This is a genomic window from Amycolatopsis sp. NPDC045836, from assembly GCF_056431745.1.
On record NZ_JBWKKF010000012.1, the window covers coordinates 36,621 to 62,402 of the forward strand.

Sequence of the window (25,782 nt, forward strand, 5' to 3'; positions counted from 1 at the left end):
CGGGCTTTCGATCCGGTTCGGCTCCGCTCACGGGAAACTGTCGGTGCGCCCGGTTAGGCTGCTCCCGTGCGTTTCGGGGTGCTCGGTCCGCTTGAGGTGTGGACGGCGGATCAGCCGGTGAAGGTGCCGGAGGCGAAGGTCCGCGCGCTGCTGGCGGACCTGCTCGCCCACCGCGGGCGCCCGGTGTCCGCGGGCAGGCTGGTCGAGGACCTGTGGGGGGCCGAGCCGCCGGCGAACCCGATCGGCGCGTTGCAGACCAAGGTGTCCCAGCTGCGGCGGGCGCTGGAGCAGGGCGAGCCGGGTGGCCGCGAGCTGGTGGTTTCCGGGCCCTCCGGTTACGCGCTCAAGGCCGCCGAGGTCGACGCCGTCCGGTTCGAGGAGCTGCTGGAGCAGGCGCGGCAGGCCGGTGACCCCCGGGCCAGGGCGGGCCGGATCGCCGAGGCGCTGGCGCTCTGGCGTGGTCCCGCCTTCGCCGACTTCCCGGACGCCGATTTCCTGCTGCCGGTGGTCCAGCGGCTCGACGAACTGCGGCTGGTGGCGCTGGAGGAGCAGGCCGAAGCCCGGCTGGAGCTGGGTGAGCACGGCGAACTGGCCGGGGAGCTGGCCGCACTGGTCGCCCGGCACCCGCTGCGGGAGCGCCTGCGCCGCACGCACCTGCTCGCGCTGTACCGCGCCGGGCGGCAGAGCGAGGCGCTGGCCGGGTACGCGGAGCTGCGCGAGCGGCTCGCCGGCGAACTGGGCCTCGACCCGAGTCCGGAGCTGGCCGAGCTGTACCAGTCGATGCTGCGGCAGGACCCGGCGCTGAACCCGTCGGCCCGGCGCACCACGAACCTGCCCGCCCCGCTGACCGAGCTGATCGGCCGCGACGACGAGGTCACCGGGGTCGGGCAGTCGCTGTCGGCGCACCGGCTGGTCACCCTGTCCGGGCCGGGCGGGGTGGGCAAGACCCGGCTGGCCGTCGAGGCCGCGTCCCGGCTGCTCGGCGCTTTCCCGGACGGCGTGTGGCTGGTCGAGCTGGCGGGCCACTGGACGCACAGCGGACCGGAGGCGTGCTCGATCGCCGAGGTCACCGCGAGCCTGCTGAACCTGCGGGAGAACCCGGTGGTCGGTGCGTTGCCGCAGCCGGTGGACCAGCTCGCCGAAGCCCTGCGCGACCAGCGGTTGCTGCTGGTGCTGGACAACTGCGAGCACCTGATCGAACCGGTGGCCGAGCTGGTGCAGCACCTCCTGCGCGCGGCACCGGGGCTGCGGGTGCTGATCACCAGCCAGGAACCGCTCGGACTGGCGGGCGAGGTCGTGCACGCGGTGCGCCCGCTCGAACTGCCGAGCGCGGTGGCGCTGTTCAACGCCCGCGCGGCCGCGGCGGCACCCGGGTTCACGCCGTCGAGCGAAGTGGCGGAGATCTGCCGCAGGCTGGACGGCATCCCGCTGGCGCTCGAACTCGCCGCCAGCCGCATGCGCGTGCTCGGCGCGAGCGAACTGCTCTCTCGCCTCGACGACCGGTTCCGCCTGCTGACCAGCGGTCACCGCGGCGCACCCGCCCGGCAGCAGACCCTGCGCGCGATGATCGGCTGGAGCTGGGAACTGCTCACCGAGGCCGAGCGGATCGTGCTGCGGCGGCTGGCCCTGCACGTGGAGGGCTGCGAACTGGCTGCCGCGGAGGCGGTGTGCGCCGGGGAGGGCGTGAAACCGGCCGAGGTGCTCGACCTGCTGGCCCGGCTGGTGGACCGCTCGCTGGTGGCGGTGACCGAAACCGGCGGCAGGCGGCGGTACCGGCTGCTGGAGTCGGTGGCGGTGTACTGCGTCGAGCGGCTGCACGAAGCGGGTGAGTACGACCGCGTCCGGCGGCGGCACCACCGGTTCTACCTCGAGCTCGCCGAACACGCGGAACCCCGGTTGTACGGGCCCGACCAGCGCGACTGGCTCGACCGGCTGGACAGCGAGACGGCCAACTTCCGCGCGGCGCTGGAGGGTGCGGAGGCCGACGGGTCGGCCGAACTGGCGATCCGGCTGGTCAACGCGCTGGGCTGGTACTGGTTCCTGCGTGGCAGGCTGCGGGAGGGGCACCGGTCGGTCAACGCCGCGCTGGCCATCGACGGCCGGGTGCCGGAGGTCCCGTGGGCGCGGGCGATGGCCTGGCAGGCGGGGTTCACCATCCTCATCGGTGAGGGTGAGGGCCTGCACGAGTGGGCCGAGAAGGTGCTCGCGCTCTACGAGGGCGTCGACGACCCGCTCGGCCGCGCCCGCGCCGAGTGGTTCATGAGCTTCGCGTTGATCGGCGCCGGTGACCTGTCCGTCGGGGCCGCCAGGGTGGACCGCGCGCTGGCCGCCTTCCGGGAACTCGGCGACCGCTGGGGTGAGGCCGCCGCGCTCAGCCTGCAGGCCACGCAGGCGCTGCCGCGGAGCGGGCTGGCCACCGCCCGGCGGGACAGCGAACGCGCCATCGAACTGTTCCGCGCGGTCGGCGACCGGTGGGGCGAGGTGAAGTCGACCGACACGCTCAGCGCGCTGGCCGAGATCGCCGGTGACTACGAACGCGCCGAGAGCCTGCGCCGCAACGCCCTGCGGCTGGCCGAGGAACTGGGGCTGTGGAACGAGGTCTCGTACACGCTCTCCGGCATCGGGCGGCTCGCGCTGCTCAAGGGCGAGTTCGCCAAGGCCGACGAGTACCACGAGCGCGCGCGGAAACTGGCCGCGCAGCACTCGCACAAGCGGGGTGAGCAGTTCGCCGAGATCGGGCTGGGGCTCTCCGCTCGGCGGCAGGGCCGGTACGAGCAGGCCGAGGCGCACCTGGAGAAGTGGCTGGAGTGGTGCCGTCAGGTCGACGGCGACCTCGGCACCGCGTTGATCATGGCCGAACTGGGCTTCGCCGCCGAACAACGCGGGGACGCCGCGCTCGCGCTGGCGCGGCAGCGGGAGGGCCACGCCGCCGCGCTCGCCACCGGCGACCCGCGGTCCATCGCGCTGGCGCTGGAGGGGCTCGCCGGCGCCCACGCCGCCGGCGGTGCGCACGGGGAAGCCGCCCGCCTGCTCGGCGCCGCGGCGGCGACCAGGGAGTCGATCGGCACCCCGCTGCCCGAGGCCGAACGCGGGGACGTCGACCGCATCACCGCCGCGGCGGTGGCCGCGCTGGGTGAGCCGGGGTTCGCCGCCCGGTTCCGTGACGGTTCGGTTTCCATTGTGGACATCGCAGGGTGACAGGAGTGGTGTCGGCCACCCATGGGATGTCAGGATGGCTGCATGATGCCGTCCGGGGTGCGAACAGCGGAGCAGGACATCACCATCGCCGTCGCCTGGCACGGTGGCGCGGTGGAACTCGCGGTGTCCGGTGAATTGGACAGCACGACCACGCCGTTGCTGGAGGAGGCGATCGGGGACGCCGCCGCCGCGGCACCCGCCGCGCTGGTGGTCAACCTGATCGCCGTGGAGTTCCTGGCCAGCGCCGGTATCTCCGCCCTGGTCAGGGCGCACGCCGAACTCGGCCTCCCGTTCGCGGTCGTGGCCACCGGCGACGTGGTGCTGCGCCCGCTCACCATCACCGGCCTGGACCGCGTGCTCCCCCTCCACCCGAGCACCTCCGCCGCCCTCGCCCCCCACTGACCCGATCCCGGGCGGCTGGCACCGGCACGCGGCCACCGCGGTCTCGATGCCTGGGGCCGCACCAGCTGCGTGCGCCCTCCGCGCCAAGGCGGGCTGGTGGCCTCGGCATGCCCCCTAGCCGGGTGACCGGCTCGCCCAGCCCGCCCGCCAACCCAGCGCCCATCCCGGTCCGCGGCCTCGGCCGCCGCACCCGCTCGCCTCGGCAGCACCGCACCCCGTCAACGGCACCGGCACCGACGCGCAAGGCAGCCACCACCGCCCGAACAGCCGGACCGCACCCGTCCGCCAGATCCCGTGCGCTCGCCCAGAGCGACCCCGGCAGGCCGGGCGGCCCTGCCCGCTTCGCCGCTCCAGGCGTCCGATGACGGGCGGCATCGGCTCGCCGAACGGCGTGCACCAAGGCCACCCCGGCGGGCCAGGCCCACCCGGGTAACCGGCTCACCCACCTCGGGCGCCCAGCTCGCCCGCTGCCCCAGCGCCGATCCCTGCCCGCAGCCTCAGCTGCCGCACCCGGCCCCATCAACGGCGCCGGCGCGCAGAGCAGCCACCACCGCCCGGACAGCCGGTCGCCGAGCCGCACTCGTCCGCCAGACCGCGTGCACCCGTCGCGCGGGTACCGGACGGATCGGCACCAGGCGCACCCCGCCGGGCACGTGGTCCCGCCCCAGCCGCGGCAGCAGGGCGACCCCCAACCCCGCCGCCACCAGGGCGAGCTGCGTCGAATGCTCCGAAGCGGTGTGCCCGATCCGCGGTTCCCCCAGCGTGCGGGTGAGCCAGTCGTGGCACAGCTGCCCGCCGGTCCAGGTGATCCACTCCTCCGCCGCCAGGTCCGCCGGCGACGCCTCCGCCAGCGGGTGCCCGACCGGCACCGCCAGGTCGAGCGGGTCTTCGAGCAGCAGCTCCCGCGACACCCCCTCCGGCAGCTCCAGCGGCGACTCCGGCCAGTCCTGCACCACGGCCACGTCCACGTCACCCCGCCACAGCCCGCTGATCGCCTCCGGCGGTTCCCGTTCGTCCAGCCGCACCCGCAGCGCCGCGTGTTCTGCGCGCAGCGCGCGCAACACCCCCGGCAGCAGGCCACGCGCGGCCGTCGCGAAGGCGGCCACGGACAACGCCCCGGCCACCGCACCCCGGTGCCGGGCCAGGTCGGCCTCCACCTGTTCGACTTCGGCCAGCAACCGGTCCGCGTGCGCGGCGAGCAGGGTGGCGGCGTCGGTGAGGCGGATGCCCCGGCCGTTGCGCTCCAGCAGCCGCTGCCCGACCTCGCGCTCCAACCGCGCCAGCTGCTGGGAAACCGCCGAAGTGGTGACGTGCAGCTGCGCCGCCGCGCCGCTGACCGAGCCCGTGCTCGCGACCGCCCGCAGCACGCGCAGGCGTTCCAGGTTCAACACTTAAGCGATGCTACGGGATACCGCCAAGAAGGACTCGCTTGTCTGAACAACGGGTCGCCACCAGGCTGAACCACATGACCATGACCAACTTCGCGGAGATCACTCTCGGTGACGGGCTGCGGGTGAGCCGGCTCGGCTTCGGCGCCATGCGGTTGCGCGGGCGGACCGCGGGCGAGCGCGCGGAATCGATCGAGATCGCCCGCCGGGCCGTCGAACTGGGGGTCGGCTTCTTCGACACGGCCGACGCCTACGACCTCGGCGGAAACGAGGAACTGCTGGCCGAGGCGCTGCACCCCTATCCACCCGGGGTGGTGATCGCCACCAAGGGCGGCCAATGCCATCCGGGTGCGGACTGGATTCCGCTCGGCCGCCCGGAATACCTCCGGCAGCAAGCCGAACTGAGCCTGCGCCGGCTGCGTATTCCGCAAATTGAACTCTACCAGTTGCACCGAGTGGACCCATCCGTTCCGCTGGCTGACCAGATCGGCGCATTGACCCGTCTGCGGGAAGAGGGGAAAATCCGGCACATCGGCCTGTCCGAGGTCAGCGTGGTCCAACTCGCCGAAGCCGAGTCGATCACGCCGATCGCCAGCGTGCAGAACCGCTACAACCTCGAGTACCGAAGGTCTGAACCAGTGCTCGAGTACTGCGAACGCCGTGGTGTGGCGTTCATCCCGTGGCTGCCGATCCAGCCGAGCACCCGTTCCGGCGGGGTGGTGGCCGAGGTCGCCGCGGCGCACGGCGCCACCCCGGCGCAGGTGGCACTGGCCTGGCTGCTGCGGCGCTCACCGGTGGTCTTGCCCATTCCGGGCACTTCGTCACGCCGCCATCTGGAGGAAAATCTGGGCGCGCTCACCCTTTCACTGTCCGATCAGGACTACGCACGGCTCGATTCGCTCGCCGGGAAACACGACTGAGCACTCCCAATACCGCAGTTGTCCGCCTATCGTCTATCGTGCCAAGAGGATGGCGGACCAGGGGGTGCGCCGAATGGTCCTGGGAGCGGAAGACGTGGCACAAAAAGTTTCCGTGGTGATGTCCGACGACATCGACGGGTCGCCGGCCGACGAAACCGTTCATTTCGGCCTGGACGGGATCGATTACGTGATCGACCTGTCCGCCGAGAACGCCGACGAACTGCGTGACGCGCTGTTCCGGTTCGTCGAGGTCGCGCGCCGGGTGAGCGGGCGCAAGAAACGCGGGTCACCGCCGATGCCGAACGCCGGGCCGGCGGTGGGCACCACCGCCCGGCGGGCACGGGCCCAGGCCATCCGGGCCTGGGCCAGGGAGAACGGGTTCGAGGTCTCCGAACGCGGGCGGGTTTCACTCGAGGTTGAATCGGCGTTCGTCAACGCCACCGAAAACTCGAAGTAACCACGGGAAAGGCCGCCCCGCCCGGTGCGGGGCGGCCTTTGGTTTTCACCGGTGCGGATCGACCGGCGAACGCAGGTCCGCACGTGAGTGCAGGTCGAGTTTGCGCAGAACGTTCGCCACGTGCTGTTCGACCGTCCGCCGGGAAAGGAACAGCACTTCGGCGATCTCGCGATTCGTCGAACCGCCCGCCACCAGCCGCGCCACATCCCGTTCCCGCGGCGAAAGTTCGTTGCCGTAACCACGCCTGCCCCGCCGGGACGGCGCCACCACGCCGCTGGCGCGCAGCAGGTGGCGGCAGCGGGCGGCGTCCCTGGTCGCGCCCAGCGCGGTGAACTCCTCGGCCAGCGCCGCCAGCTCGCCGTCCGGCACCGTGGCGTGCTCCAGCAGCCGGACCCCGACCAGCGCGGCGTAGTACGGCGCGGGCAGGGCGGCGTAACCCGCCCGCGCCTCGGTGAGGAATCCGGTGGCCTCGGCGGGGTCCTGCCGGTGCAGGGCGACGATGCCGCGGGCTTCGGCCAGCGCCGCGTCCGCCATCGGGGTGTCCCTGCCCTCGATGCCGTCGGCGAACTCCCCGGTCAGCGCGGCCGCCGCGTCGACCCGGCCGGCCGCGCAGTAGGCGATCACCGCCGGCGGCACCAGCTCCCCCGCCCACGACCAGATCCCCTTGCGGCGCAACAACCGCAGCCCCTCGTCGGCCATCGCGCCCGCTCCCGGCACGTCCTCCTTCGCCAGCAGCACCCGGATGGCGCCCCCGTAGGCGGCGAGCACCACCGGGGTGACCGCGTTCTCCGCCCGGCCGATGCCGGAGTCGGTGAAGTACCGCTCGGCGCGGTCCCATTCGCCCTTGGCCACCGCCAGCGAGCCCAGCATCAGCGACAGCTCGTCGGCCACCGGCCGCAGTTCGTGGTACTCCTCCAGCAGCCGCCGCGCCCGTTCGGTCACCGAGTCCCAGTCACCGGTCAGCCAGTTCAGGTGCATCTGGGTGGCGCTGGCGATGCTCACCAGGAACGACGCGCCGCACTCGTGCGCCAGCCGGATGCCGGTGCGCAGGTGGCTCTCCGCCTTGCGCAGGTGCCCGGTCCAGGCGCAGGCGTCGCCGATGTTGCAGTGCGCCCTGGCCAGTTGCTGCTGCTCGGCGCGGCTCCCGGCGCGCGAGGGCAGCCTGGCCAGCAGCTCCCACGCGCCGGGGTCGCCGATGTGCAGCCGGGACGGGCCGTTGCTGGCGATCAGCGTGAGCAGCACGCCGGGATCGGTCACGTCCGCGATCAGCGTGTCCACTTCGGACATCCAGCGCAGGTGCTCGGCCAGCGGGGTGGTGCCGATGAACGGCTGGGCCAGCGCGGACATGCCCCGCAGCGCCAGCGGGTCGCGTTCGCCCAGCTCGTGGATGGCCAGCTCGATCTCGGTGCGCCCGGACTCCTGCCCGCCGTCCTGGCGGATCAGCAGCAGGCCGAGGTTGAGCCGGACCTGGCCGTGGCTGTCCGGGGCCAGCCGCCGGTCGTTGAGCAGCCCGGCCAGCACCTCGATCACCTCGTGCTGCTGGGCCACGCCGAGCACGGCGACCCGGCTCAGCTTGACCGCCAGCCGGTCGGCGTCGGCGTCGGCCAGCTGCCCGTCGGTGAGCAGGTCCTTGAGCAGGCCGGTGGCGGTGGACGGGTCGCCGACCTCGGCGGCCCGGTCGGCGGCCGCCTCGCCGTGCCGCAGCCAGCCCGCCTGGTCACCACCGCGGCGGCTGTGCTCGGCCAGCCGGACCAGCGGCGGCGGTTCGGCCGTGGCCAGCGCTGCGGCGGCTCGCTGGTGCAGCAGCTGGCGGTCCGGTCCGGCCAGCGTGCGGTAGACCGCCTGCTGCGCCAGCGTGTGCCGGAAGCCGTAGCGGCAGGTGCCGTTCTCCCGCAGCACCTGGGTGTCGAGCAGCCGGGTGAGCACCTCGTCGATCCGGCCGGGCGGCAGCCCGGCGACCTCGGCGAGCACTTCGCGGCTGGCGGGGGTGCCGAGCACGGCGGCCGCGTGCGCCAGCCGCCGCGCCGGGATCGGCAGGCCGGACAACCGCTCCAGCATCGCCTCGCGCAGCAGCGCGGGCACCTCGGCGGTGTCCAGCAGGCGCCTGGCGGTGGCGCCGTCGGAGTGCACGGCACCCTCCGCGCCACGCAGCGTGCGCAGGGTTTCCTCGACCACGAACGGAATGCCCGCCGTGCGGTCGTGCAGCAGCGCGGCGAAGTCCGGGGACACCTCGCTCTCGCCCAGGATGGCCGTGGTGAGGCGGCGCACGCCTTCGGCGTCGAACGGCTTCAGCTCGACGACCTCGCTGGCGGTGCCCGGTGCCGGGCGGAACGCGCGGCCGAGGGTGATGCCGCCGGGCAGTTCCTCGCGCCGGTAGGTCAGCAGCAGGCTCAGCCCCGGCGGCAGGTCGGCGGTGAGGAAGCGCAGCAGCTGCCGCGATCCGTCGTCGGACCAGTGCAGGTCCTCGACCACCAGCACCGCGGGCCCGAGCACACCGAGCAGTTCCCGGACCGCGCGGAACATCCGGTGCCGCTCCGAACGCGAGTCCGCCGCCTCCGGTGGCTCGGGCAGGAACGCGGCCAGCTCCGGCAGGTACGGCCGCAGCACGCCGGTGACCGGGCTCAGTTCGGCGGTGGCCAGTTGCGCCCCGGCCTCACGCAGGGCTTCGAGCACCACACCGTACGGGAACGGCTCCCGCATCGGCTGGCAGTAGCCGACGAGCGGCCGTCGCGCGGCCACCTCCGGCAACCGCAGCAGTTCGGTGAGCAGGCGCGTTTTGCCGATGCCCGCTTCCCCTTCGAGCAGCACCACGGCAGGCGGCCTGGTCACCGCGGCGGCCAGCGCGCGCAGCTCGGCCGCCCGGCCGACCAGCACGGGCGAACTGGATTCCGGCACCGCGTTCCGCGACATCACCACTCCCGGAAAATTCTCCGGACCACAATGTCCGAATCAGAGGAAGCTTAGCTCGACCGGCATTAGTTACGTACCCGTACGGAACACCGCCTCGCTTGTTCGCGCTGATCAGCCGACCGACGCTGATCTCCCGGCCACACGCCACCGGGTGGCCGAGCGGAGAGGAGTGGGTGAATGCGTGCACAACACCGGGCCTGGTCACGGGCCTTGGCCGCCGGAGCGGCGGCACTGGTCGTCGCGGGCCTGTCGAGCACCGCGGCACGAGCGCAGGAGGGCACGGTCCGGGGGGCCGGGCAGCCGGGCGCCATCGCGGACAGCTACATCGTGGTGCTGAAGGGCAACGCCGGCGACACCGCCGGCGACACCGCCGCCGCCAGCGCGCTTTCCCACCGCTACGGCGCCGAGGTGAAGCAGACCTACCGAACCGTGTTCAACGGGTTCTCCGCCCGGATGGACGCCACCGCGGCGAAGCGGCTGGCGGCCGACCCGTCGGTGGCTTACGTGCAGCAGGACGGGATCGCGCGGGCCGACGCCACCCAGGACAATCCGACCTGGGGCCTGGACCGGATCGATCAAGCCGCGCTGCCGCTGGACAAGAAGTACACCTATCCGGACCAGGCCGGGGCCGGTGTGACGGCGTACGTGCTCGACACCGGTGCCCGGCTGAGCCACGCCGAGTTCGAGGGCCGCGCCAAGAACGGCTACGACTTCATCGACAACGACGCGGTGGCCAACGACTGCAACGGCCACGGCACGCACGTCGCGGGCACCGTCGCCGGCAGGTCCTACGGGGTGGCCAAGAAGGCCGACCTGGTGGCCGTGCGGGTGCTCGACTGCCAGGGCAACGGCCAGTGGTCGCAGATCATCGGCGGCATCGACTGGGTGGCGAAGAACGCGAAGAAGCCCGCGGTGGCGAACATGAGCCTCGGCGGCGGGGCGAACAGCGCCGTCGACGATGCGGTGAAGAAGGCGATCGGCACCGGGGTCACCTTCGCGGTGGCGTCGGGCAACTCGAACACCAACGCGTGCAGCACCAGCCCGGCACGCACGCCGGAAGCGATCACGGTCAACGCCACCGACAGCTCGGACAACCGCTCGTCGTTCTCGAACTACGGCAACTGCACCGACATCTTCGCGCCGGGCACCTCGGTCACCTCGTCCTGGTACACCGGGGACACCGCGACGAACACGATCAGCGGCACGTCGATGGCCACCCCGCACGTGGCCGGTGCGGCGGCGCTGCACCTGGCGGCCAACCCGTCGGCGACCCCGGCGCAGGTGCGCGCCGCACTGGTGCAGGGCGCCACGCACAACGCGGTGAAGAACCCGGGTTCCGGCTCGCCGAACGAACTGCTGCGCGTCACCGGTTCGGCCCCGCCGCCGGCCTGCGCCGGGGCGACGAACCCCGACGACGTGGCGATCCCCGACGCCGGTGCCGCGGTGACCAGCTCGGTGGTGGTCCAGTCCTGCGAGGGCAACGCCCCCGCGGCCACCAAGGTCGCCGTCTCGATCCGCCACCCGTACACCGGTGACCTGGTGATCGACCTGATCGGGCCGAGCGGCGCGGTGTACCACCTCAAGCAGGCCGGTGGGTCCAGCACGATCGACCTGAACACGACGTTCACCGTCGACGCCGCGGCCGAACCGAAGGCGGGCACCTGGACGCTGCGGGTGCGGGACGTGTGGGCCTACGACACCGGCAACATCGACTCGTTCGGGGTGAGCTTCTGATGCGCGCACTGCTGACCGCCGCGGCCCTGCTGGCGGTGCTCCCCGGCACCGCGGCCGCCTCGGCACCACAGGGGACGGTGGTCCAGGCCGGTGAGCCGGTCTCCGGTGGCTACGTGGTCTCCCTGCACGACCGGGCCACCGTGGAGTCGGCGGCGGCGTCGCTGACCGATCGCTACGGCGGCACCGTCAAGTCGACGTTCAGCGTGGCCATGCGCGGTTTCGCGGTGCGCGGGCTGAGCGAGGCGCAGGCCAGGCGGCTGGCCGCCGATCCGGCGGTGAAGGCGGTCCACCAGGACGGCACCGCCCGGATCGCGGGCAGCCAGCCCAACGCCACCTACGGCATCGACCGGATCGACCAGCGGAACCTGCCGCTGGACAGGACCTACCAGTACAACAACACCGCGGACGACGTCACGGTCTACGTGCTCGACACCGGGATCCGGTACAGCCACAGCGAATTCGAGGGCCGGGCCAAGTCGGGTTACGACTTCGTCGACACCGATCCGGACGCGAACGACTGCCACGGCCACGGCACGCACGTCTCCGGCACCGTCGGCGGCAAGACCTGGGGGGTGGCGAAGAAGGTCGAGCTGGTCGGGGTGAAGGTGCTCGGCTGCGGTGGCTCGGCGCCGGATTCCGACGCGCTGGAGGGCATCGAGTGGGTGGCGAAGAACGCGGCGAAGCCCGCGGTGGTCAACATGAGCATGACCTTCGACACCGCGGGCATCGGTGACGACGCCATCGCCGGGTTGCTGCAGGCCGGGGTGACCACCGTGGTCGCGGCGGGCAACGACAACGGCGGCAACGCCTGCAGCCGCGGCCCGGCGAAGATCCCGGGTGTGCTGACCGTCGCGTCGACCGACGCGAGCGACAACCGTTCGTCGTTCTCGAACATCGGCAGCTGCGTGGACCTGTTCGCGCCGGGCAGCAACATCACCTCGGCCAGCCACCTGAGCGACACCGGCAGCACCGGCATGTCGGGCACCTCGATGGCCAGCCCGCACGGCGCCGGGGCGGCCGCGCTGTACCTGCAGGCCGACAAGGCGGCGGCCCCGGAGAAGGTCAACTCGGCGCTCACCTCGAACGCCACCGGCGGGGTGGTGAAGAACGCCGGGTCCGGCTCGCCGAACCGGTTGCTCTACACCGGTTTCATCGGCGGCGGGCAGCAGCCGGCGAACGACTTCTCGCTGTCGGTGGCGCCGGGTGCGGTCACCGTCGAGCCGGGCGGGTCCGCGTCGGCGGAGGTGGGCACGAAGGTGGTCAAGGGCACCGCCGAGTCGGTCGCCCTGTCGGCCACCGGCCTGCCGTCCGGCGCGACGGCGGAGTTCGCACCCGCTTCGGTCACCGCCGGGGAGAGCGCGAAGCTGACCTTGGTGACCACGGCGTCCACACCGGACGGTACGTACCGGGTCACGGTCACCGGGAAGGCCGCTTCGGTGAGCCGGTCCGCGGAGCTCACGCTGGTGGTCGGCGCACCGGCCGGTGAGCTGGCGGTGACCGCTTCCCCGTCCTCGGGCACGGGTGGCTTCGGTTCGCAGGTGACCACCACGATCACCGCTTCGGGCGGGTCCGGGAACGTGACGCTCTCGGCTGCTGTGCCTTCGGGTGTCTTCGCCTTCTTCAACCCGGCCACGGTGGGGAACGGGGGGAGTTCCACGCTCACGTTGTTCGTGCTGAACGCTCCGGCGGGTACCTATCCGGTGACGGTCACCGCCACGGCCGCAGACGGCAGCACCGGCACGACGGTTTACACGCTCACCACGAAGTAACCGAGTCCGGAACGGACGGTGGCTCCTCCCGCGCGGGAGGGGTCACCGTTTCTTCCTGCGTCCAGCGCGCACCGGGCGCGGCAGTCTGCGCACTGCCCGAGGCAGCCACCGGCCACGCCATCCGCCCCGGCCTTGGTCCACCCGAACAGCCACCGTCAGGTCACCCACCACGGTGTCACCTGCCGAACCACACGCACTCCACCGCACCTCCGAGCACAGCCACTAGCCACCACAGGGTGCTGGCCCCTTCCACGCAGAAATCCACCGACCACGAACAGCGGCCTCCCACGCGGCAGGAGTCACCCCCACGAGCGGCAACCCCTCCCGCGCAGAGGAAACCACCACACAAACGGCGCCCCACAACAAAGCCATCAGCCACAAAGCAGTGGCCACTCCACGCGGAAGAAGCCACCCCACAAGCGGCAACCCCTCCCCCACAGAGGAAACCACCACACAAACGGCGCCCCACAACAAAGCCATCAGCCACAAAACGGTGGCCACTCCACGCGGAAGAAGCCACCCCACCACTACGAAAGCCTTCAACCACAGGAGAAGCCACCATCCCAAGAGTGCTGGCCCCTCCCATTCTGGAGTCACCCCACCACAAACGGCATCCCCACCTACGGGAGTGGCCGCTCGCCAAATGGTGGCACTCGCAAAAGAAGCCACCCATCACAAAACAGTGGCCCCTCCCAGCCGGGGAGGAGCCACCGTTCCCTCAGGACCTCACTGCACCGTCAGCGCATAAACAGTGCTCCCCGTCGAACCATCCGCCGCCGTTCCGGTGACCGTCACCGGATAGGTACCCGCCGGAGCGTTCAGCACGAACAACGTGAGCGTGGAACTCCCCCCGTTCCCCACCGTGGCCGGGTTGAAGAAGGCGAAGACACCCGAAGGCACAGCAGCCGAGAGCGTCACGTTCCCGGACCCGCCCGAAGCGGTGATCGCGGTGGTCACCTGCGAACCGAAGCCACCCGTGCCCGAGGACGGGAAAGCCGTCAGCTTCAACTCCGAAGCCGGGGAACCCACGGTCAACCCGAGCACAGCACCGGAAATGCCCACCTGGTAAACACCCTCCGGAGTGGACGGTGCCGTCTCCACGGTCACCTTCCCCGACGCCCCGGCGGGCAGCGACGCAGGCTGGAACACCGCCTTCGCCCCGGTGGGCAGGCCGCTCGCGGTCAGCTCCACCGCACCAGCCGAATTGTTCGTCACCGTCGCGGAAACGCTCTGCCCCGGTTCCACCGAAACGCTGCCCGGGCTCACCGACAACCCCGTCCCGACCTGCTGCTCGACCCAGTCCCCCATGTCGTTGTTCAACCGAGCCCAGACCCCGTACCAGCGGAAATCGCTGCGGCTCCAGGAAGCGACGCCGACCACCTTGCCGTCCACGATCAGCGGGCCACCGCTGTCACCGGGCAGGATGGTCGGGTTGCCGTCGGGGAAACCCGCGCAGATCATGGTGGCTTCCTTGAACCCGGCCCCCACCCCCGCGCAGGCGGACGGCTGGCGGATCGGGAACTCCGCCTTGTCCACGGTCACGTCACGTGAATCGTCGTTGTGGTCCTTCTTGCCGTAACCCACGCCGACCCCGGTTTTGCCCGGCGCGTTGAGCCCGGTGTCCGCCGAGGTGGCGAAGGTGGCGAACTTCCCGCCCGGCACCGGGATGTCCTGCTTGGTGGTGACCACCGCGACGTCGTACCCCTGGTCGAAGTTGACGTACTTCGGGTGCTTGTCGTAGCTGAGCACCTCGATCGGCGTGCCCCCACCGGCTTCCAGGTCGTCCAGCCCGTACAGGTAGCTCTTCTCCCCGGCGGCGTCCTTGCAGTGCGCGGCGGTGAGGATCTTGCGCGGCGCCACCACCGCGCCGGTGCAGCTCTGGCCGGCCGGGCGCGTGCCGCCCTCACGCAGACCCGCGATGATGAACGGGAATTCGGCGACGGAACTGTCCTGTCCGTTGTAGATGGTGGCGTGCGGGCCGGACGGGATGGGCGCTTCGTCGGTGGGCGCGACGGCCGCTCCCGCACCGGCGGCCGCCGCCGGCAGGGGAGCGAGCACGGCCGCCAGCGCGAGCCCGAGCAAACCGGCGCGGCGTTGTCCAGAGATCACGGTGATTCCTTCCGGTGGAAAGGGAAAGCACTTCCGCTTCACCTTCCGGCGGCCACCGGAACCGAACAACCGAGGAGGGAATCCGTAGGACTACGCAACTTTGCCCGTCAGGACGGCGTCATTTCGCGCAACCGGTCGTTCGCCTCGCGCAGTTCCGGGGTGAGCGCCTCGAAGTCGTCGGCCTCGGCCACCTGCCGCAGTTCCAGCACGGTCCGGCCGTCGGCGGGCGCGGGGCAGCGGCGCGCCCAGGCGATCGCCTCCTCCCGTGATTTCACCTGGATCAGCCAGAACCCGGCGACCAGCTCGCACGGCTGCGGGAACGGCCCGTCCGTCACCACCGTTTCGTCCGCGGTCAGGGTGACCCGGGTACCGCGGGCACTCGCGTGCAGCCCCTCCCCGCCGAGCAGCACGCCCGCCTTCACCAGTTCCTCGTTGTAGCGGTACATGGCGGCCAGGTCGGCTTCGCTCGCGGCTTCCCCCGCTTCGCTCCGCTCGTCCGCCTTCATCAGCATCATGAACCGCATGGTGACCTCCGTCTTCGGCGTGGTGTTGCCGGAGCGTCGAACCCACCCGCCCGATCTCGACAGCCCGTCCTTGACAGGTTTTTTCTTCGGTGGAACGGTGACCCGATGCCGCGCGAGTTCGAGATCCGGCGCCGGGTCGCCCTGCCTGCCACGCCCGAGCAGGTGTGGGCGGCGATCACCGCGGGCACCGCGGGCTGGCTGTTCCCCACCGAGTCCAGCCCCGGGGCAGGCGGCTACCGCCTGCTCGACGACCACCAGGTGCTCGACCGGACCCCACCGGAGCGCTACGCCCTGCGCGCGGAGCAGCCCGACGGCTCGTTCAACGCGCTGGAGTGGGTGATCGAAGGCCGGTCCGGCAGCACCGTGCTGCGCTTCGTGCACAGCGGCGTGCTCGCCGACGAGGACTGGGACAACGAGTACGACGGCGCGGCCAAGCACACCGACTTCTACCTGCACACGCTCGGCCAGTACGTCGGTCACTTCCCCGGCCGGGCCGCCACCTACGTCGCCGTCGACGCACCCGCCGCCTCGATGGCCCCCGACGGCTTCACCCGCCTCGTGCGCGCCCTCGGGGTCACCGGAACCGGGGACAAGGTCGAACTGGCACTGGCGGGCGAACCGCGCACGGCCGTGGTGGACCACCTCGACGACTGGTTCCTCGGCCTGCGCACCGGGGACGCGCTGTACCGGGTGTTCGGCCGCAACACCTGGGGCGCACCGGTCGGGGTGAGCCTGCACCTGTTCGCCGGGAACGCGAACGCGGTCAGCAGCGGCGAAGCCCTGCGTGCCTGGCTGGAGACCGTGTACCGGTAGGCGTGTCCCGTGCCACACCCGGTTCGGCGTCACACACCCGTGCCCGGCGAATCCCACTCCTGACCCCCTGGGAAGGAGACCGATGCACGCCACCCCCGAGGACTACGCCCGCGCCCGCGCGCTGCCCGCGCCGCCCGAGGGCATCGAACCGACGCTGAGCCGGGCGTCGGCGCTGGTGGACGGTTTGCTGCGGACGGCGACCTACACCGCACCGCAGCCCCGCGGCCCCCGGGTCAGGCACGCGTTGCGGGAGGCCACCTGCGCCACGGTCGCCTGGTGGTCGCACACCGCGGGACCGGCGCCGCGGCGCTACGACACCATGGCGCAGGTCCGGTCGGGCGGCGCGCAGGTGGCCAGGGTCGGCCCGGAGGCCGTGCGCATCCTCACCGCGGCCGGGCTGCTCGGTGATCCGTCGGTGCGGCACTGGGGCGCGGCGTGGTGCTGAAGTCGCAGTACATGACGTGCAGCCCGACCCGCCCCAGTTCGGGGTGCTCGAAGGCACCCGGCACGGTGCCGACGACCTCGAAGCCGAGCCGCCGGTAGACCCGCACGGCGGCGGTGTTGGACTCGGCCACCGCGTTGAACTGCATGCCCGCGAAACCGCTGTCCCGGGCCCACTCCAGCGCGTGGCGGCACAACGCCGTGCCCACGCCCCGGCCGCGCGCCCCGGCGCCGACCATGAAGCTGGCCGTGGCCACGTGGGCGCCGGGCCCGTCGCGGTTGGCGCTCATCTTGGCCGTGCCGAGCACCCGGCCGTCCTCCACCAGCACGACCGTGCGCCCGGGTGGCCGTTCGACCCAGGTGCCGTACGCCTCGTCGGCGGTCATCGCGGGGTCGTAGGCGTAGGTGTCCGCGGCCCGCACGACCTCCCGCACGATCGGCCACACCTGTGCCCAGTCGTCCTCCGCGAAATCACGAATCTGCCCCATGGGTGGCACAGTAGGAGGGCGGGGCCGGGCACTTCGACTCCTTTTCCCGGCCGAACGGGCAAGCAACAAAATCCAGCTGCCCGGGTGATGCACGCAACAATTCGCCGATCGAGACCTGCAACACACAACGATCTCGTGTTCTGCACGCAAACGACGCCCGATAGCGTGTGGCCGATGAGCCAGCCGACCGATCACCACGGCACCGGGCTGCGCGCCGCCCTGCTGCGCCGCAAACCGGTGGACGCCCTGCTCGCCGAAGGCGGCCACGGCGAGGGCGGCACGCTGCGGCGCACGCTCGGGCTGAGCCAGCTCACCATGCTCAGCATCGGCGCCACGCTGGGCAGCGGCATCTTCGTCGTGCTCGGGGACGCGGTCCCGGTGGCCGGGCCCGCCGTGGTGCTGTCGTTCGTGCTGGCCGGGGTCACCGCGTTGTTCTCCGCGCTGTCCTACGCCGAACTGGCCGGGATGATCCCGTTGTCCGGTTCGTCCTACACCTACGCCTACGCCACGCTCGGCGAGCTGGTCGCCTGGGTCTGCGGCTGGTGCCTGGTGCTGGAGTACGGGGTGTCCGTCGCCTCGGTCGCCGTCGGCTGGGGCCAGTACATCAACGAACTGCTCGAACTCACCGCCGGCGTGACCATTCCCGCCGCGCTGAGCAGCCCGCCCGGCGACGGCGGTGTGGTCAACCTGCCCGCCATCGCGATCGTGCTGCTGGCGATGGTGCTCCTGCTGGCCGGGGCCAGGGAGAGCGCACGGGCGAACGCGGTGATGGTGGTGGTCAAGGTGGCCACGCTGCTGCTGTTCTGCGTGATCGCCTTCACCGCGGTGCGGGCCGGGAACTTCAGCCCGTTCCTGCCGCTCGGCCTGGCCGGGGTGAGCGCGGGGGCGGCGAAGCTGTTCTTCTCCTACATCGGGTTCGACGCCGCGTCGACCGCCGGGGAGGAGGCGAAGAACCCGCAGCGCGACCTGCCGCGGGCCATCCTGCTCTCCCTCGGCATCGTCACCGCGCTGTACTGCCTGGTCGGCCTGGCCGCGGTCGGTGCGCTGCACTGGACCGGGTTCGAGGGGTCCGAGGCCGCGCTTTCGCACGTGGTGACCACCGTGCTGGACAACAAGGTCTGGGCCGCGCTGCTGGCCGTCGGCGCGCTGGTGGCGATCTCCAGCGTGGTGCTCACCGTGCTCTACGGGCAGACCCGGATCCTGTTCGCCATGTCGCGGGACGGGCTGGTCCCGCGAGCACTGTCCAAAGTAGATGGAAAGACCGGCAGCCCGCGGATCAACACGCTGGTGGTCTCCGGTTTCGTCGCGGCGCTGGCCGCGTTCATCCCGCTGGGGAGCCTGGCCGACGCGACCAGCATCGGCACGCTGTTCGCCTTCGGCCTGGTCAACGTGGCCGTGCTGGTGCTGCGCCGCCGTCGTCCCGAGATGCCGCGCACCTTCCGGGTGCCGCTGGCGCCGGTCACGCCGCTGCTGGGCGTGCTGTGCTGCGGGTACCTGGTGTTCAGCCTGGACGTGGCCACCTGGCTCACCTTCGCCGGCTGGATGGTGCTCGGCCTGGCGCTGTACTTCGCCTACGGCATCCGCCGCTCGAAGCTGGCGCGCCGATGATCGTCGCGGTGTTCCAGGGTCCGGCCGAGGGTGACTTCCTGGCCCGGCTGGCCGGCGCGGCGGCCCGGGCAACCGGTGCCGACCTGCTGGTCTGCCCCGAGATGGCGGCCACCGGCTACCACATCGGCGAAGCCGCCGAGGACCTGGCGGAGCAGGCCGACGGCCCCACCGCCCGGCGCGTCGCCGAGATCTGCCGCGAGCACCGGATCGCCATCGCCTACGGTTACCCCGAACGCGGCGCCGGCACCGTCCACAACAGCGTCCAGCTGCTCGACGCGGACGGCAAAGCCGTGGCCAACTACCGGAAAACGCATCTGTTCGGAGATCTCGACAAAGCGCGCTTCACCCCCGGCGAACAGGCCGTCGCGCAGGCCCGGCTCGGCGGGCTCACCGTCGGCCTGCTCATCTGCTACGACGTCGAATTCCCGGAAATGGTGCGGGCGCACGCCCTCGCCGGAACGCAACTCCTCGTGGTGCCGACGGCGTTGATGCGGCCGTACGAGGTCGTCGCCGACGTCGTGGTGCCCGCACGCGCCTACGAAAGCCAGGTGTTCCTCGCGTACGCCAACCGGTGCGACGTCGAGGGTGAGCTGGCGTACTGCGGGCGCAGCGTGGTACTCGCCCCGGACGGCACCGAACTCGCCAGGGCGGGTGCCGGGGAGGAACTGCTGCTCGCCACCGTCGACCCGGCCCGGCTGACCGCGTCGCGCCGGGAGAACACGCACCTGGCCGATCGACGGCCCGAGCTGTACGGAAGGACCGAACCAGCATGACCGCCGCCGTGCCCACCGCGATCCACACGCCCGAACCACCGGGCGGGCCGATCACGATGTTCGGCCCGGACTTCCCGTTCGCCTACGACGACCACCTCGCGCACCCGGCCGGGCTCGGCTCGATCCCGCCCGAGCACCACGGCCGCGAGGTGGCGGTGATCGGCGGCGGGCTGTCCGGGGTGGTCACCGCCTACGAACTGATGAAGCTCGGGCTGCGGCCGGTGGTCTACGAGGCCGACCAGCTCGGCGGGCGGCTGCGCACGGTCGGCTTCGACGGCTTCCCGGCCGAAGTGGTCGCCGAGATGGGCGCGATGCGCTTCCCGCCGTCGTCGACCTCGCTGTTCCACTACATCGACAAGGTGGGCCTGAGCACCAAGGCGTTCCCGAACCCGCTGGCGCCGGGCACCCCGAGCACGGTGGTGGACCTCAAGGGGCGGACCCACTACGCCACCTCGCCCGCCGACCTGCCCGAGGTCTTCGGCGAGGTGTCCGCCGCCTGGCACGCCACGCTCGACCGCCAGGCCGCGTTCGGCGAGATGCAGGACGCCATCCGGCGCCGGGACGTCAAGCGCATCAAGGACATCTGGAACGAACTGGTGGAGCAGCTGGACAACCAGACGTTCTACGGCTTCCTCTGCGACTCGCCCGCGTTCGCCTCGTTCCGGCACCGCGAGATCTTCGGGCAGGTCGGCTTCGGCACCGGCGGCTGGGACACCGACTTCCCCAACTCCATCCTGGAGATCCTCCGAGTGGTCTATACCGGTGCGGACGACGAGCACCGCAGCATCATCGGCGGCAGCCAGCAGCTGCCGCTGCGGTTGTGGGACCGGGTCCCGGAGCGGATGGCGCACTGGCCGCCCGGCACCAGCCTGCGCTCGCTGCACGGCGGGGCACCGCGGCCGGGGGTGGCCCGGCTGCACCGGACCGCGCCGAACAACCTCACCGTGACCGACGTGCACGGCGGCATCCGCACCTATCCGGCGGCGGTGTTCACCGCGCAGAGCTGGCTGCTGCTGGCCAAGATCTCCTGCGACGAGTCGCTGTTCCCGATCGACCACTGGACCGCCATCGAGCGCACGCACTACATGGAGTCCTCGAAGGTGTTCGTGCCGGTGGACCGGCCGTTCTGGCTGGACCCCGATCCGGTGACCGGCCGGGACACGATGAGCATGACGCTCACCGATCGGATGACCCGCGGCACCTACCTGCTCGACGCCGGGCCGGACGCGCCCGCGGTGATCTGCCTGTCCTACACCTGGGCCGACGACTCGCTGAAGTGGCTGCCGCTCTCGGCCGCGGAACGGGTGGAGGTGATGCTGCAGTCGCTGCGGGAGATCTACCCGGACGTGGACGTGCGGCGGCACATCACCGGTGATCCGGTGACCGTGTCCTGGGAGGCCGAACCGCATTTCATGGGCGCGTTCAAGGCGAACCTGCCGGGGCACTACCGCTACCAGGAACGGTTGTTCACCCATTTCATGCAGGACCGGCTGCCACCGCGCTACCGCGGCCTGTTCCTGGCCGGTGACGACATCTCGTGGACCGCGGGCTGGGCGGAGGGCGCGGTCCAGACCGCGCTGAACGCCGTCTGGGGCGTGCTGCACCACTTCGGCGGGCGCACCGATCCGGAAAATCCCGGACCGGGTGATCTTTTCGACGAATTGGCGCCGCTGGTACTACCCGACTGAAGTCGCCCTACCCGGCGGTAAGGCGTGAGGTCGCGGGTGCGAACGGGCGGTTCGTGCGAAAATGCCGGACATGAGCACGGATTCCGCACCCAAGTGGCGAAGGCTGGAACCGGACGCGAGGAAGGAACAGATCTTCGACTGCGCGGCGGAGCTGTTCGGGCAGCGGCCGTACGCCGAGGTGTCCACTTCGGACATCGCGGCCGAGGCGGGCGTGGCGAGGGGCTTGATCAACCACTACTTCGGCACCAAGCGGGAGCTGTACCTCGCGGTGATCCGGCGGGCGCTGACCGTGCCGCACTTCGCCGTGCAGATCCTGCCGGACGGCACGCTGGAGCAGCGGGTGGACGCGGCCGTGGACTGGTTCCTCGACATGGTCAGCAGGCAGGAGAACCTGTGGCTGGCGGCGATCGCGCCCGAGGGCATCGGACGGGACCTGGCGGTCGAGCAGATCCTGGAGGAGGCCGACCGGGAGTCGGCGGACCGCGTGCTGGAAGCCGTCGGCATCACCGCCGGCGATCCGCACCACGACGAGCTGAACGCACTGGTGCGCGCCTACGGCGGCATGGTCAAGGCCGCCGGCCGGGAGTGGCTGGTGCGCGGGGCGCTGAGCAGGGAGCAGGTGCACGCGCTGCTCAGCAAGAGCCTGCTCACCCTGGTCAGCGACGTCTTCGAGGAAATCCGGCGAACCTGACGGCGCGACGCAGGCTCAAGCAGGTGAACGCCGCGACCTCGGCGCCCCCGGCGAGCTCACCGGCCCACCCGCCCCAATCCGAAGCACAGGCATCACCCCAACAACAGCCTGCCACCCCGAGTCAGCACGGGTACCACCCAGCCGAACCCGCCCAACCGGGCCAGCGAACTCCCCACCACCCCGGCAAACCGGACCCCGCGCTCAAGCAGGTGAACGCCGCGACCTCGGCGCCCCCGGCGGGGTGACCGGCCCACTCGCCCCGGTCCGGGGCACGGGCATCACCTCGGCCAGCCGGTAGCGCGCCCAGGCGCCGTTGGGGCTCTCGCCCTCACCGCGACCGTCCCTGGCGATGCCCGGGCGCGGTTCGCTGCGCAGGATGAGTTCCATCTCGAACCGCGCGTCCGGGTCGTCCAGGCTGTCACCGAAGGTGGCCTGCAGCTGCCGCATCCGGTACCGCACGGTCTGCGGGTGCACCTTCAGCCGCTCGGCGATCTCCAGCACGTTGCCCTGCGCGTCCAGCCAGGCCCGCAGCGTCTCGGTCAGCCTGCCGCGCTGCTTGTCCGTCATTCCCCGCAGCGCCGCGAAGTGGCGTTCCCGCAGTTGCGCGATCAGGCCCTCGTCCGCGTGCAGCAGCACCGTGGCCAGGTGTTCCTCGGCCCGGATCAGCCGCCGCGCCGGGAGCAGGCCCTCGCCGGTCAGCGCCAGCGCGCGCCGCGCCCAGCGCAGCGAATCGCCCGCCGCCTCCAGCGGCACCGCCGGGCCCACCGACAGGCGGTAACCGGGCAGCACGTTCTGGATGGCCGCCAGCCGGGTGTCCACCGGCTCGCCCGGCACCAGCAGCAACGGCTCCGGCGCGTCCAGTTCGGCGAGCACGTCCTCGTCCAGCGCCGGCAGCCGGCGCGACACCCCGCCGGGGGTGCGGACGGCCACCGCGAACAGCTTCGCGGGCATCGCCCAGCCGGTCAGCTGGGCCAGTTCGGCGATGGCCTCCCGCGGCGGCTGCGGCCGCTCCAGGATCAGCTGCAGCAACCGGCGGCGCCAGGTCTCCAGCGCCCCCGCCGAGCACGCCTTGGCCTCCAGGTAACCGTCCAGCGCGATCGAGGCCAGCTCGTCCATGAACGCGAACATCGCGTCGGCCAGTTCCGACATCACCGCCGACGACAGCCCGGCGCGGCGGCCCACCTGCATGATGCGGCGCCAGGCGACCCTGGCGCCGACCCGGTAGGCGGCCTGCAGCGTGTCCAGGCTGCGGCCCTCGCGCATCTCCAGCTGGCCGAGCTTGCGGTGCACGTCGAGCAGTTCTTCCTTGATCGACCCGGGGTCGGCGATCTGGTCGACGAACAACGACATCGCGCAGTCCACCCCGGCCCGGATGGACCGGCCGTACGGGCCGTCGAGCGGGCGCCCGTACTCCGGGATGACCGTGCGGATCTCCTCGACGATCTGCCCGCCGAGGGTCGGTAGCTCCGGGCGCAGGATTTCGGCCAGCCGCCGGGGAAGTACCGGGCGGGTTTCCACCGAGTTCAGCCCGCGCTCGACCGTCATCGCAGCTCCTTTGCTCCGCTCGTCCCCGCCCGGACGGGCGCTGGACGGCGACCGACGCACTGCGGGGTGACGTCGAACACATCGGAAAAGTAACCCCAAACGTGTCACCCCCCGCAGAAGAAACCGATTTCTTGTCACCGGGGTGACAAAATCACCGTGATCGGCTGTGCGGGTCTGACAATTACCGGCAGGCCGGGGCGCTCGCGGGCCGCTTTCCCACCACCCGGCCGCACCGGCTGACGATCCGGTCCGGAAAGGCTACGCCGAAGATCGTCGGTGATACGGCCGAACGGACGCAATCGACTATGTTGGGCGAATGGCGGACGCGCTCTCTTCGGCGAAGGCCGTGCACGCGATGCTGAACGGGCAGTCCGAGGACACCCGGGACCGGCCCGTGCAGCCCAACGGCCACCGGATCCCGCTGCCGGACCTCGAGCCACCCCGGGTGGACCTGGTCGGCACGCTGGTGCAACGCCGGTCCGCGGCCAAGTTCGCCGACCGGCCGCTCGACATGGCCGCGTTGAGCGCGCTGCTGCGCTTCGCGCTCGGGGTGCAGCGGTTCGTGCAGGCACACGGGGTGGACAAGCACCCGCTCGGCATGGCGCCCAGCGCCGGCGGGCTGCTCTGCCTGCGGGCGTACCTGCTGGTCCGCCAGGCCGACGGGGTGCCGCCGGGCATCTACCGGTACGAGTCGGTCTCGCACCAGCTGATCGAGATCGGCGAGGGCGACCCGACCGCCGGGCTGACCGAGGTCTTCCTGCAGCCGGAGTTCGCCTCGAACGCGCCGGTGACCATCGCGCTGACCGCGCGGCTGGACGTGGCCTTCGCCCAGTACCCGCTGCGGCACTACCGCACGCTGCACGTGGACGCCGGGGTCGCGGTGCAGAACCTCTACACCATCGGCACCGCGCTGGGCCTGGCCTGCTGCGCGGTGGCCGCGTTCGACGACCGCGCGCTGGGCTCGCTGCTGTGCCTACCCGATTCGGAGATCGCCACCATGCTTTTCAGCGTGGGACAAAAGCCGTGACCGGACGAAGCTGACCGCACTACCTTTTCCGGTGACGGGCCGTGACGCGCCCGTCACCACTGGGGAAGGGACTCACCGTGCTCTCGAAACTGACTCAGCTCGTGGCGGCCGCGTTGCTCGCGCTGGCGCTGGCCCCGGCGACCGCCTCGGCCGCGCCGGAGGGCGTCAACGACTGCCCGGGTGACTGGATCTGCTGGTGGAGCCAGAGCAACTTCAACGGCGACCGCGCCGGCGGCCCGCACGGCACCGACAACTGCTGGAACCTGGTCGGCCCGCCGAGCTTCGCCTACTCGATGGCCAACCACACCAACGTCAACATCACCATGCAGTCGGGGCGGTGCGGCGAGTCGGGCCAGCGGCGGGCCGACCTGCCCCGGCAGAGCAGCAACTCCAACACCCCGTTCCAGGTGCGCTCGTTCCTGCGCTGCGCCGCTTGTTGAGCCGCCGCGCCGGAGGTGCGGCCATCACACAGACCCGACCAAAACCTCTCCGACGGCTTCGAGTACCGGGATCAGCTTCCGCAGCTCGGTTTCGTCAGCCGTGACGCATTCGGTGATGCCCGCGCCGATCACCTCGAACTCCGCCAGTGAGCGGATCGCGGCGACCAGCGCGGGCACGCTGAGGCCGCCCGGTTCCGGGTAGTTGAGGCCGTCGAACTCCGCGGGGTCGAGCACGTCGAGGTCGAGGTGCAGGTAGACGGCCCCGGTCCCGGCCTCGCGCAGGCGGGCGGGCAGGTCCGCGGCCGGGGCGGTGGTGGCCAGGCCGCGGTCGACGGCCTCCTGCTCGGCCGGGTCGCTCGACCGGGCACCGACCAGCACCACCCGGCCGGGCACCAGCGCGGGCGAGGCGGCGAACTCCGGGTCGCCCTCGCCGAACAGGGAACGCAGCACCATGCCGTGGTAGGCACCGGACGGCGACGTCGAAGCGGTGTTGAGGTCGGGGTGGGCGTCGAAGTAGGCGACGCCGAGGCGTTCGCCGTGGCGGTACCTGGCCACGCCGATCGGCGCGAGCTCCACCCCGCAGTCACCGCCGATGGTGAGCACCTTCGTGGTCGGGGCTTCGAGCGCGGCCAGCTGACCAGCCCGGTTGCGCACCAGCGCGGCTCGATCGGCAATACCGTCCACAGTGGAGGGATCGGAAGCGGGGTCGACGGGCACCTCGGTGGCCAGCACCCCGAGCACCTTCGCGGCCAGTGCACCGAGCGCGCGGGCACCGTCGGCGAGCTGGGCGGCACGCGGGGTCAGCGCGCCCTGTGTCTGCGGCACAACGTGGATACGCACCGGTCCAACCTAGCGAC

At 71.8% G+C, this 25,782-nt stretch carries 21 protein-coding genes; 14 read left to right on the plus strand and 7 right to left on the minus strand.

Annotated elements, in window-relative coordinates; all coding sequences use genetic code 11:
- Positions 1 to 66: 66 nt before the first annotated feature.
- Complete coding sequence (locus tag AC07EG_RS23155; RefSeq protein WP_478255242.1) at positions 67 to 3,198, plus strand: AfsR/SARP family transcriptional regulator; 3,132 nt, start codon at positions 67 to 69, stop codon at positions 3,196 to 3,198.
- Positions 3,199 to 3,240: 42 nt separating this feature from the next.
- Entirely contained in the window at positions 3,241 to 3,600 is a 360-nt protein-coding gene (locus tag AC07EG_RS23160; RefSeq protein ID WP_478255243.1) for an STAS domain-containing protein, read from the plus strand.
- Positions 3,601 to 4,097: 497 nt separating this feature from the next.
- On the opposite strand, the gene AC07EG_RS23165 is transcribed toward AC07EG_RS23160, so the two are convergent.
- Complete coding sequence (locus AC07EG_RS23165) at positions 4,098 to 4,991, minus strand: LysR family transcriptional regulator (protein ID WP_478255244.1); 894 nt, start codon at positions 4,989 to 4,991, stop codon at positions 4,098 to 4,100.
- A 74-nt stretch (positions 4,992 to 5,065) separates the two neighbouring features.
- Here AC07EG_RS23165 and AC07EG_RS23170 point away from each other — a divergent pair, with 74 nt between their 5' ends.
- Both AC07EG_RS23170 and AC07EG_RS23175 read left to right on the plus strand, forming a co-directional pair.
- Positions 5,066 to 5,908 carry an aldo/keto reductase gene (locus AC07EG_RS23170; protein WP_478255245.1) on the plus strand — a complete coding sequence of 281 codons (843 nt, stop codon included), beginning with the start codon at positions 5,066 to 5,068 and terminating at the stop codon, positions 5,906 to 5,908.
- Positions 5,909 to 6,002: 94 nt separating this feature from the next.
- Positions 6,003 to 6,365, plus strand: coding sequence for a histone-like nucleoid-structuring protein Lsr2 (locus tag AC07EG_RS23175; RefSeq protein WP_478255246.1), 363 nt, complete (start codon positions 6,003 to 6,005; stop codon positions 6,363 to 6,365).
- Between the two features lie 45 nt (positions 6,366 to 6,410).
- Here the strand turns inward: AC07EG_RS23175 and AC07EG_RS23180 are convergent, their stop codons facing one another.
- Positions 6,411 to 9,275, minus strand: a complete 2,865-nt coding sequence (locus tag AC07EG_RS23180; protein ID WP_478255247.1) for an ATP-binding protein — start codon at positions 9,273 to 9,275, stop codon at positions 6,411 to 6,413.
- Between the two features lie 177 nt (positions 9,276 to 9,452).
- Between AC07EG_RS23180 and AC07EG_RS23185 the strand changes: the two genes are divergently transcribed.
- A complete protein-coding gene (locus AC07EG_RS23185; RefSeq protein WP_478255248.1) occupies positions 9,453 to 11,009 on the plus strand; it encodes a S8 family peptidase in 1,557 nt (518 codons plus the stop codon).
- Positions 11,009 to 12,778, plus strand: a complete 1,770-nt coding sequence (locus tag AC07EG_RS23190) for a S8 family serine peptidase (protein WP_478255249.1) — start codon at positions 11,009 to 11,011, stop codon at positions 12,776 to 12,778. The genes AC07EG_RS23185 and AC07EG_RS23190 overlap by 1 nt, the downstream gene beginning before the upstream one ends.
- 726 nt (positions 12,779 to 13,504) lie before the next feature.
- On the opposite strand, the gene AC07EG_RS23195 is transcribed toward AC07EG_RS23190, so the two are convergent.
- Together AC07EG_RS23195 and AC07EG_RS23200 are read right to left on the minus strand one after the other, a co-directional pair.
- The gene (locus AC07EG_RS23195; RefSeq protein WP_478255250.1) at positions 13,505 to 14,887 is read right to left on the minus strand and encodes a trypsin-like serine protease; all 1,383 of its coding nucleotides are present in this window, start codon (positions 14,885 to 14,887) and stop codon (positions 13,505 to 13,507) included.
- A gap of 107 nt (positions 14,888 to 14,994) precedes the next feature.
- Positions 14,995 to 15,411 carry a YciI family protein gene (locus tag AC07EG_RS23200; protein WP_478255251.1) on the minus strand — a complete coding sequence of 139 codons (417 nt, stop codon included), beginning with the start codon at positions 15,409 to 15,411 and terminating at the stop codon, positions 14,995 to 14,997.
- A 105-nt stretch (positions 15,412 to 15,516) separates the two neighbouring features.
- Here AC07EG_RS23200 and AC07EG_RS23205 point away from each other — a divergent pair, with 105 nt between their 5' ends.
- On the plus strand, positions 15,517 to 16,224 hold the full coding sequence (locus AC07EG_RS23205) for an SRPBCC family protein (protein WP_478255252.1): 708 nt from the start codon (positions 15,517 to 15,519) through the stop codon (positions 16,222 to 16,224).
- An 82-nt stretch (positions 16,225 to 16,306) separates the two neighbouring features.
- A complete protein-coding gene (locus AC07EG_RS23210) occupies positions 16,307 to 16,669 on the plus strand; it encodes a hypothetical protein (protein WP_478255253.1) in 363 nt (120 codons plus the stop codon).
- Here the strand turns inward: AC07EG_RS23210 and AC07EG_RS23215 are convergent.
- Entirely contained in the window at positions 16,608 to 17,153 is a 546-nt protein-coding gene (locus tag AC07EG_RS23215) for an N-acetyltransferase family protein (protein WP_478255254.1), read from the minus strand. The two genes, AC07EG_RS23210 and AC07EG_RS23215, sit on opposite strands and share 62 nt — an antisense overlap.
- A gap of 174 nt (positions 17,154 to 17,327) precedes the next feature.
- Here AC07EG_RS23215 and AC07EG_RS23220 point away from each other — a divergent pair, with 174 nt between their 5' ends.
- From AC07EG_RS23220 to AC07EG_RS23235, 4 genes are all read left to right on the plus strand, one after another.
- The gene (locus tag AC07EG_RS23220) at positions 17,328 to 18,761 is read left to right on the plus strand and encodes an amino acid permease (protein ID WP_478255255.1); all 1,434 of its coding nucleotides are present in this window, start codon (positions 17,328 to 17,330) and stop codon (positions 18,759 to 18,761) included.
- Entirely contained in the window at positions 18,758 to 19,534 is a 777-nt protein-coding gene (locus AC07EG_RS23225) for a carbon-nitrogen hydrolase family protein (RefSeq protein WP_478255256.1), read from the plus strand. The genes AC07EG_RS23220 and AC07EG_RS23225 overlap by 4 nt, the downstream gene beginning before the upstream one ends.
- The gene (locus AC07EG_RS23230; RefSeq protein WP_478255257.1) at positions 19,531 to 21,222 is read left to right on the plus strand and encodes a flavin monoamine oxidase family protein; all 1,692 of its coding nucleotides are present in this window, start codon (positions 19,531 to 19,533) and stop codon (positions 21,220 to 21,222) included. Before AC07EG_RS23225 ends, AC07EG_RS23230 begins: the two co-directional genes overlap by 4 nt.
- A 70-nt stretch (positions 21,223 to 21,292) precedes the next feature.
- Positions 21,293 to 21,913 carry a TetR/AcrR family transcriptional regulator gene (locus AC07EG_RS23235; RefSeq protein WP_478255258.1) on the plus strand — a complete coding sequence of 207 codons (621 nt, stop codon included), beginning with the start codon at positions 21,293 to 21,295 and terminating at the stop codon, positions 21,911 to 21,913.
- 201 nt (positions 21,914 to 22,114) lie between these two features.
- Here AC07EG_RS23235 and AC07EG_RS23240 read toward each other — a convergent pair whose 3' ends face one another.
- Complete coding sequence (locus AC07EG_RS23240) at positions 22,115 to 23,458, minus strand: PucR family transcriptional regulator (RefSeq protein WP_478255259.1); 1,344 nt, start codon at positions 23,456 to 23,458, stop codon at positions 22,115 to 22,117.
- Positions 23,459 to 23,774: 316 nt separating this feature from the next.
- Here AC07EG_RS23240 and AC07EG_RS23245 point away from each other — a divergent pair, with 316 nt between their 5' ends.
- On the plus strand, positions 23,775 to 24,485 hold the full coding sequence (locus tag AC07EG_RS23245; protein ID WP_478255260.1) for a SagB/ThcOx family dehydrogenase: 711 nt from the start codon (positions 23,775 to 23,777) through the stop codon (positions 24,483 to 24,485).
- A gap of 77 nt (positions 24,486 to 24,562) precedes the next feature.
- Positions 24,563 to 24,925, plus strand: a complete 363-nt coding sequence (locus AC07EG_RS23250; protein WP_478255261.1) for a hypothetical protein — start codon at positions 24,563 to 24,565, stop codon at positions 24,923 to 24,925.
- A 24-nt stretch (positions 24,926 to 24,949) separates the two neighbouring features.
- Here the strand turns inward: AC07EG_RS23250 and AC07EG_RS23255 are convergent, their stop codons facing one another.
- Positions 24,950 to 25,765 (minus strand): arginase family protein, encoded by an 816-nt coding sequence (locus AC07EG_RS23255; RefSeq protein WP_478255262.1) that lies wholly within the window; start codon positions 25,763 to 25,765, stop codon positions 24,950 to 24,952.
- Positions 25,766 to 25,782 lie beyond the last annotated feature (17 nt).

Bases quoted from the DNA above. Each gene is read 5' to 3' on its own strand.
- AC07EG_RS23160 (WP_478255243.1), top strand. From the start codon at position 3,241: ATGATGCCGTCCGGGGTGCGAACAGCGGAGCAGGACATCACCATCGCC.
- AC07EG_RS23170 (WP_478255245.1), top strand. From the start codon at position 5,066: ATGACCATGACCAACTTCGCGGAGATCACTCTCGGTGACGGGCTGCGG.
- AC07EG_RS23180 (WP_478255247.1), bottom strand. From the start codon at position 9,275: ATGTCGCGGAACGCGGTGCCGGAATCCAGTTCGCCCGTGCTGGTCGGC.
- AC07EG_RS23185 (WP_478255248.1), top strand. From the start codon at position 9,453: ATGCGTGCACAACACCGGGCCTGGTCACGGGCCTTGGCCGCCGGAGCG.
- AC07EG_RS23190 (WP_478255249.1), top strand. From the start codon at position 11,009: ATGCGCGCACTGCTGACCGCCGCGGCCCTGCTGGCGGTGCTCCCCGGC.
- AC07EG_RS23200 (WP_478255251.1), bottom strand. From the start codon at position 15,411: ATGCGGTTCATGATGCTGATGAAGGCGGACGAGCGGAGCGAAGCGGGG.
- AC07EG_RS23205 (WP_478255252.1), top strand. From the start codon at position 15,517: ATGCCGCGCGAGTTCGAGATCCGGCGCCGGGTCGCCCTGCCTGCCACG.
- AC07EG_RS23210 (WP_478255253.1), top strand. From the start codon at position 16,307: ATGCACGCCACCCCCGAGGACTACGCCCGCGCCCGCGCGCTGCCCGCG.
- AC07EG_RS23215 (WP_478255254.1), bottom strand. From the start codon at position 17,153: ATGGGGCAGATTCGTGATTTCGCGGAGGACGACTGGGCACAGGTGTGG.
- AC07EG_RS23220 (WP_478255255.1), top strand. From the start codon at position 17,328: ATGAGCCAGCCGACCGATCACCACGGCACCGGGCTGCGCGCCGCCCTG.
- AC07EG_RS23225 (WP_478255256.1), top strand. From the start codon at position 18,758: ATGATCGTCGCGGTGTTCCAGGGTCCGGCCGAGGGTGACTTCCTGGCC.
- AC07EG_RS23230 (WP_478255257.1), top strand. From the start codon at position 19,531: ATGACCGCCGCCGTGCCCACCGCGATCCACACGCCCGAACCACCGGGC.
- AC07EG_RS23235 (WP_478255258.1), top strand. From the start codon at position 21,293: ATGAGCACGGATTCCGCACCCAAGTGGCGAAGGCTGGAACCGGACGCG.
- AC07EG_RS23240 (WP_478255259.1), bottom strand. From the start codon at position 23,458: ATGACGGTCGAGCGCGGGCTGAACTCGGTGGAAACCCGCCCGGTACTT.
- AC07EG_RS23245 (WP_478255260.1), top strand. From the start codon at position 23,775: ATGGCGGACGCGCTCTCTTCGGCGAAGGCCGTGCACGCGATGCTGAAC.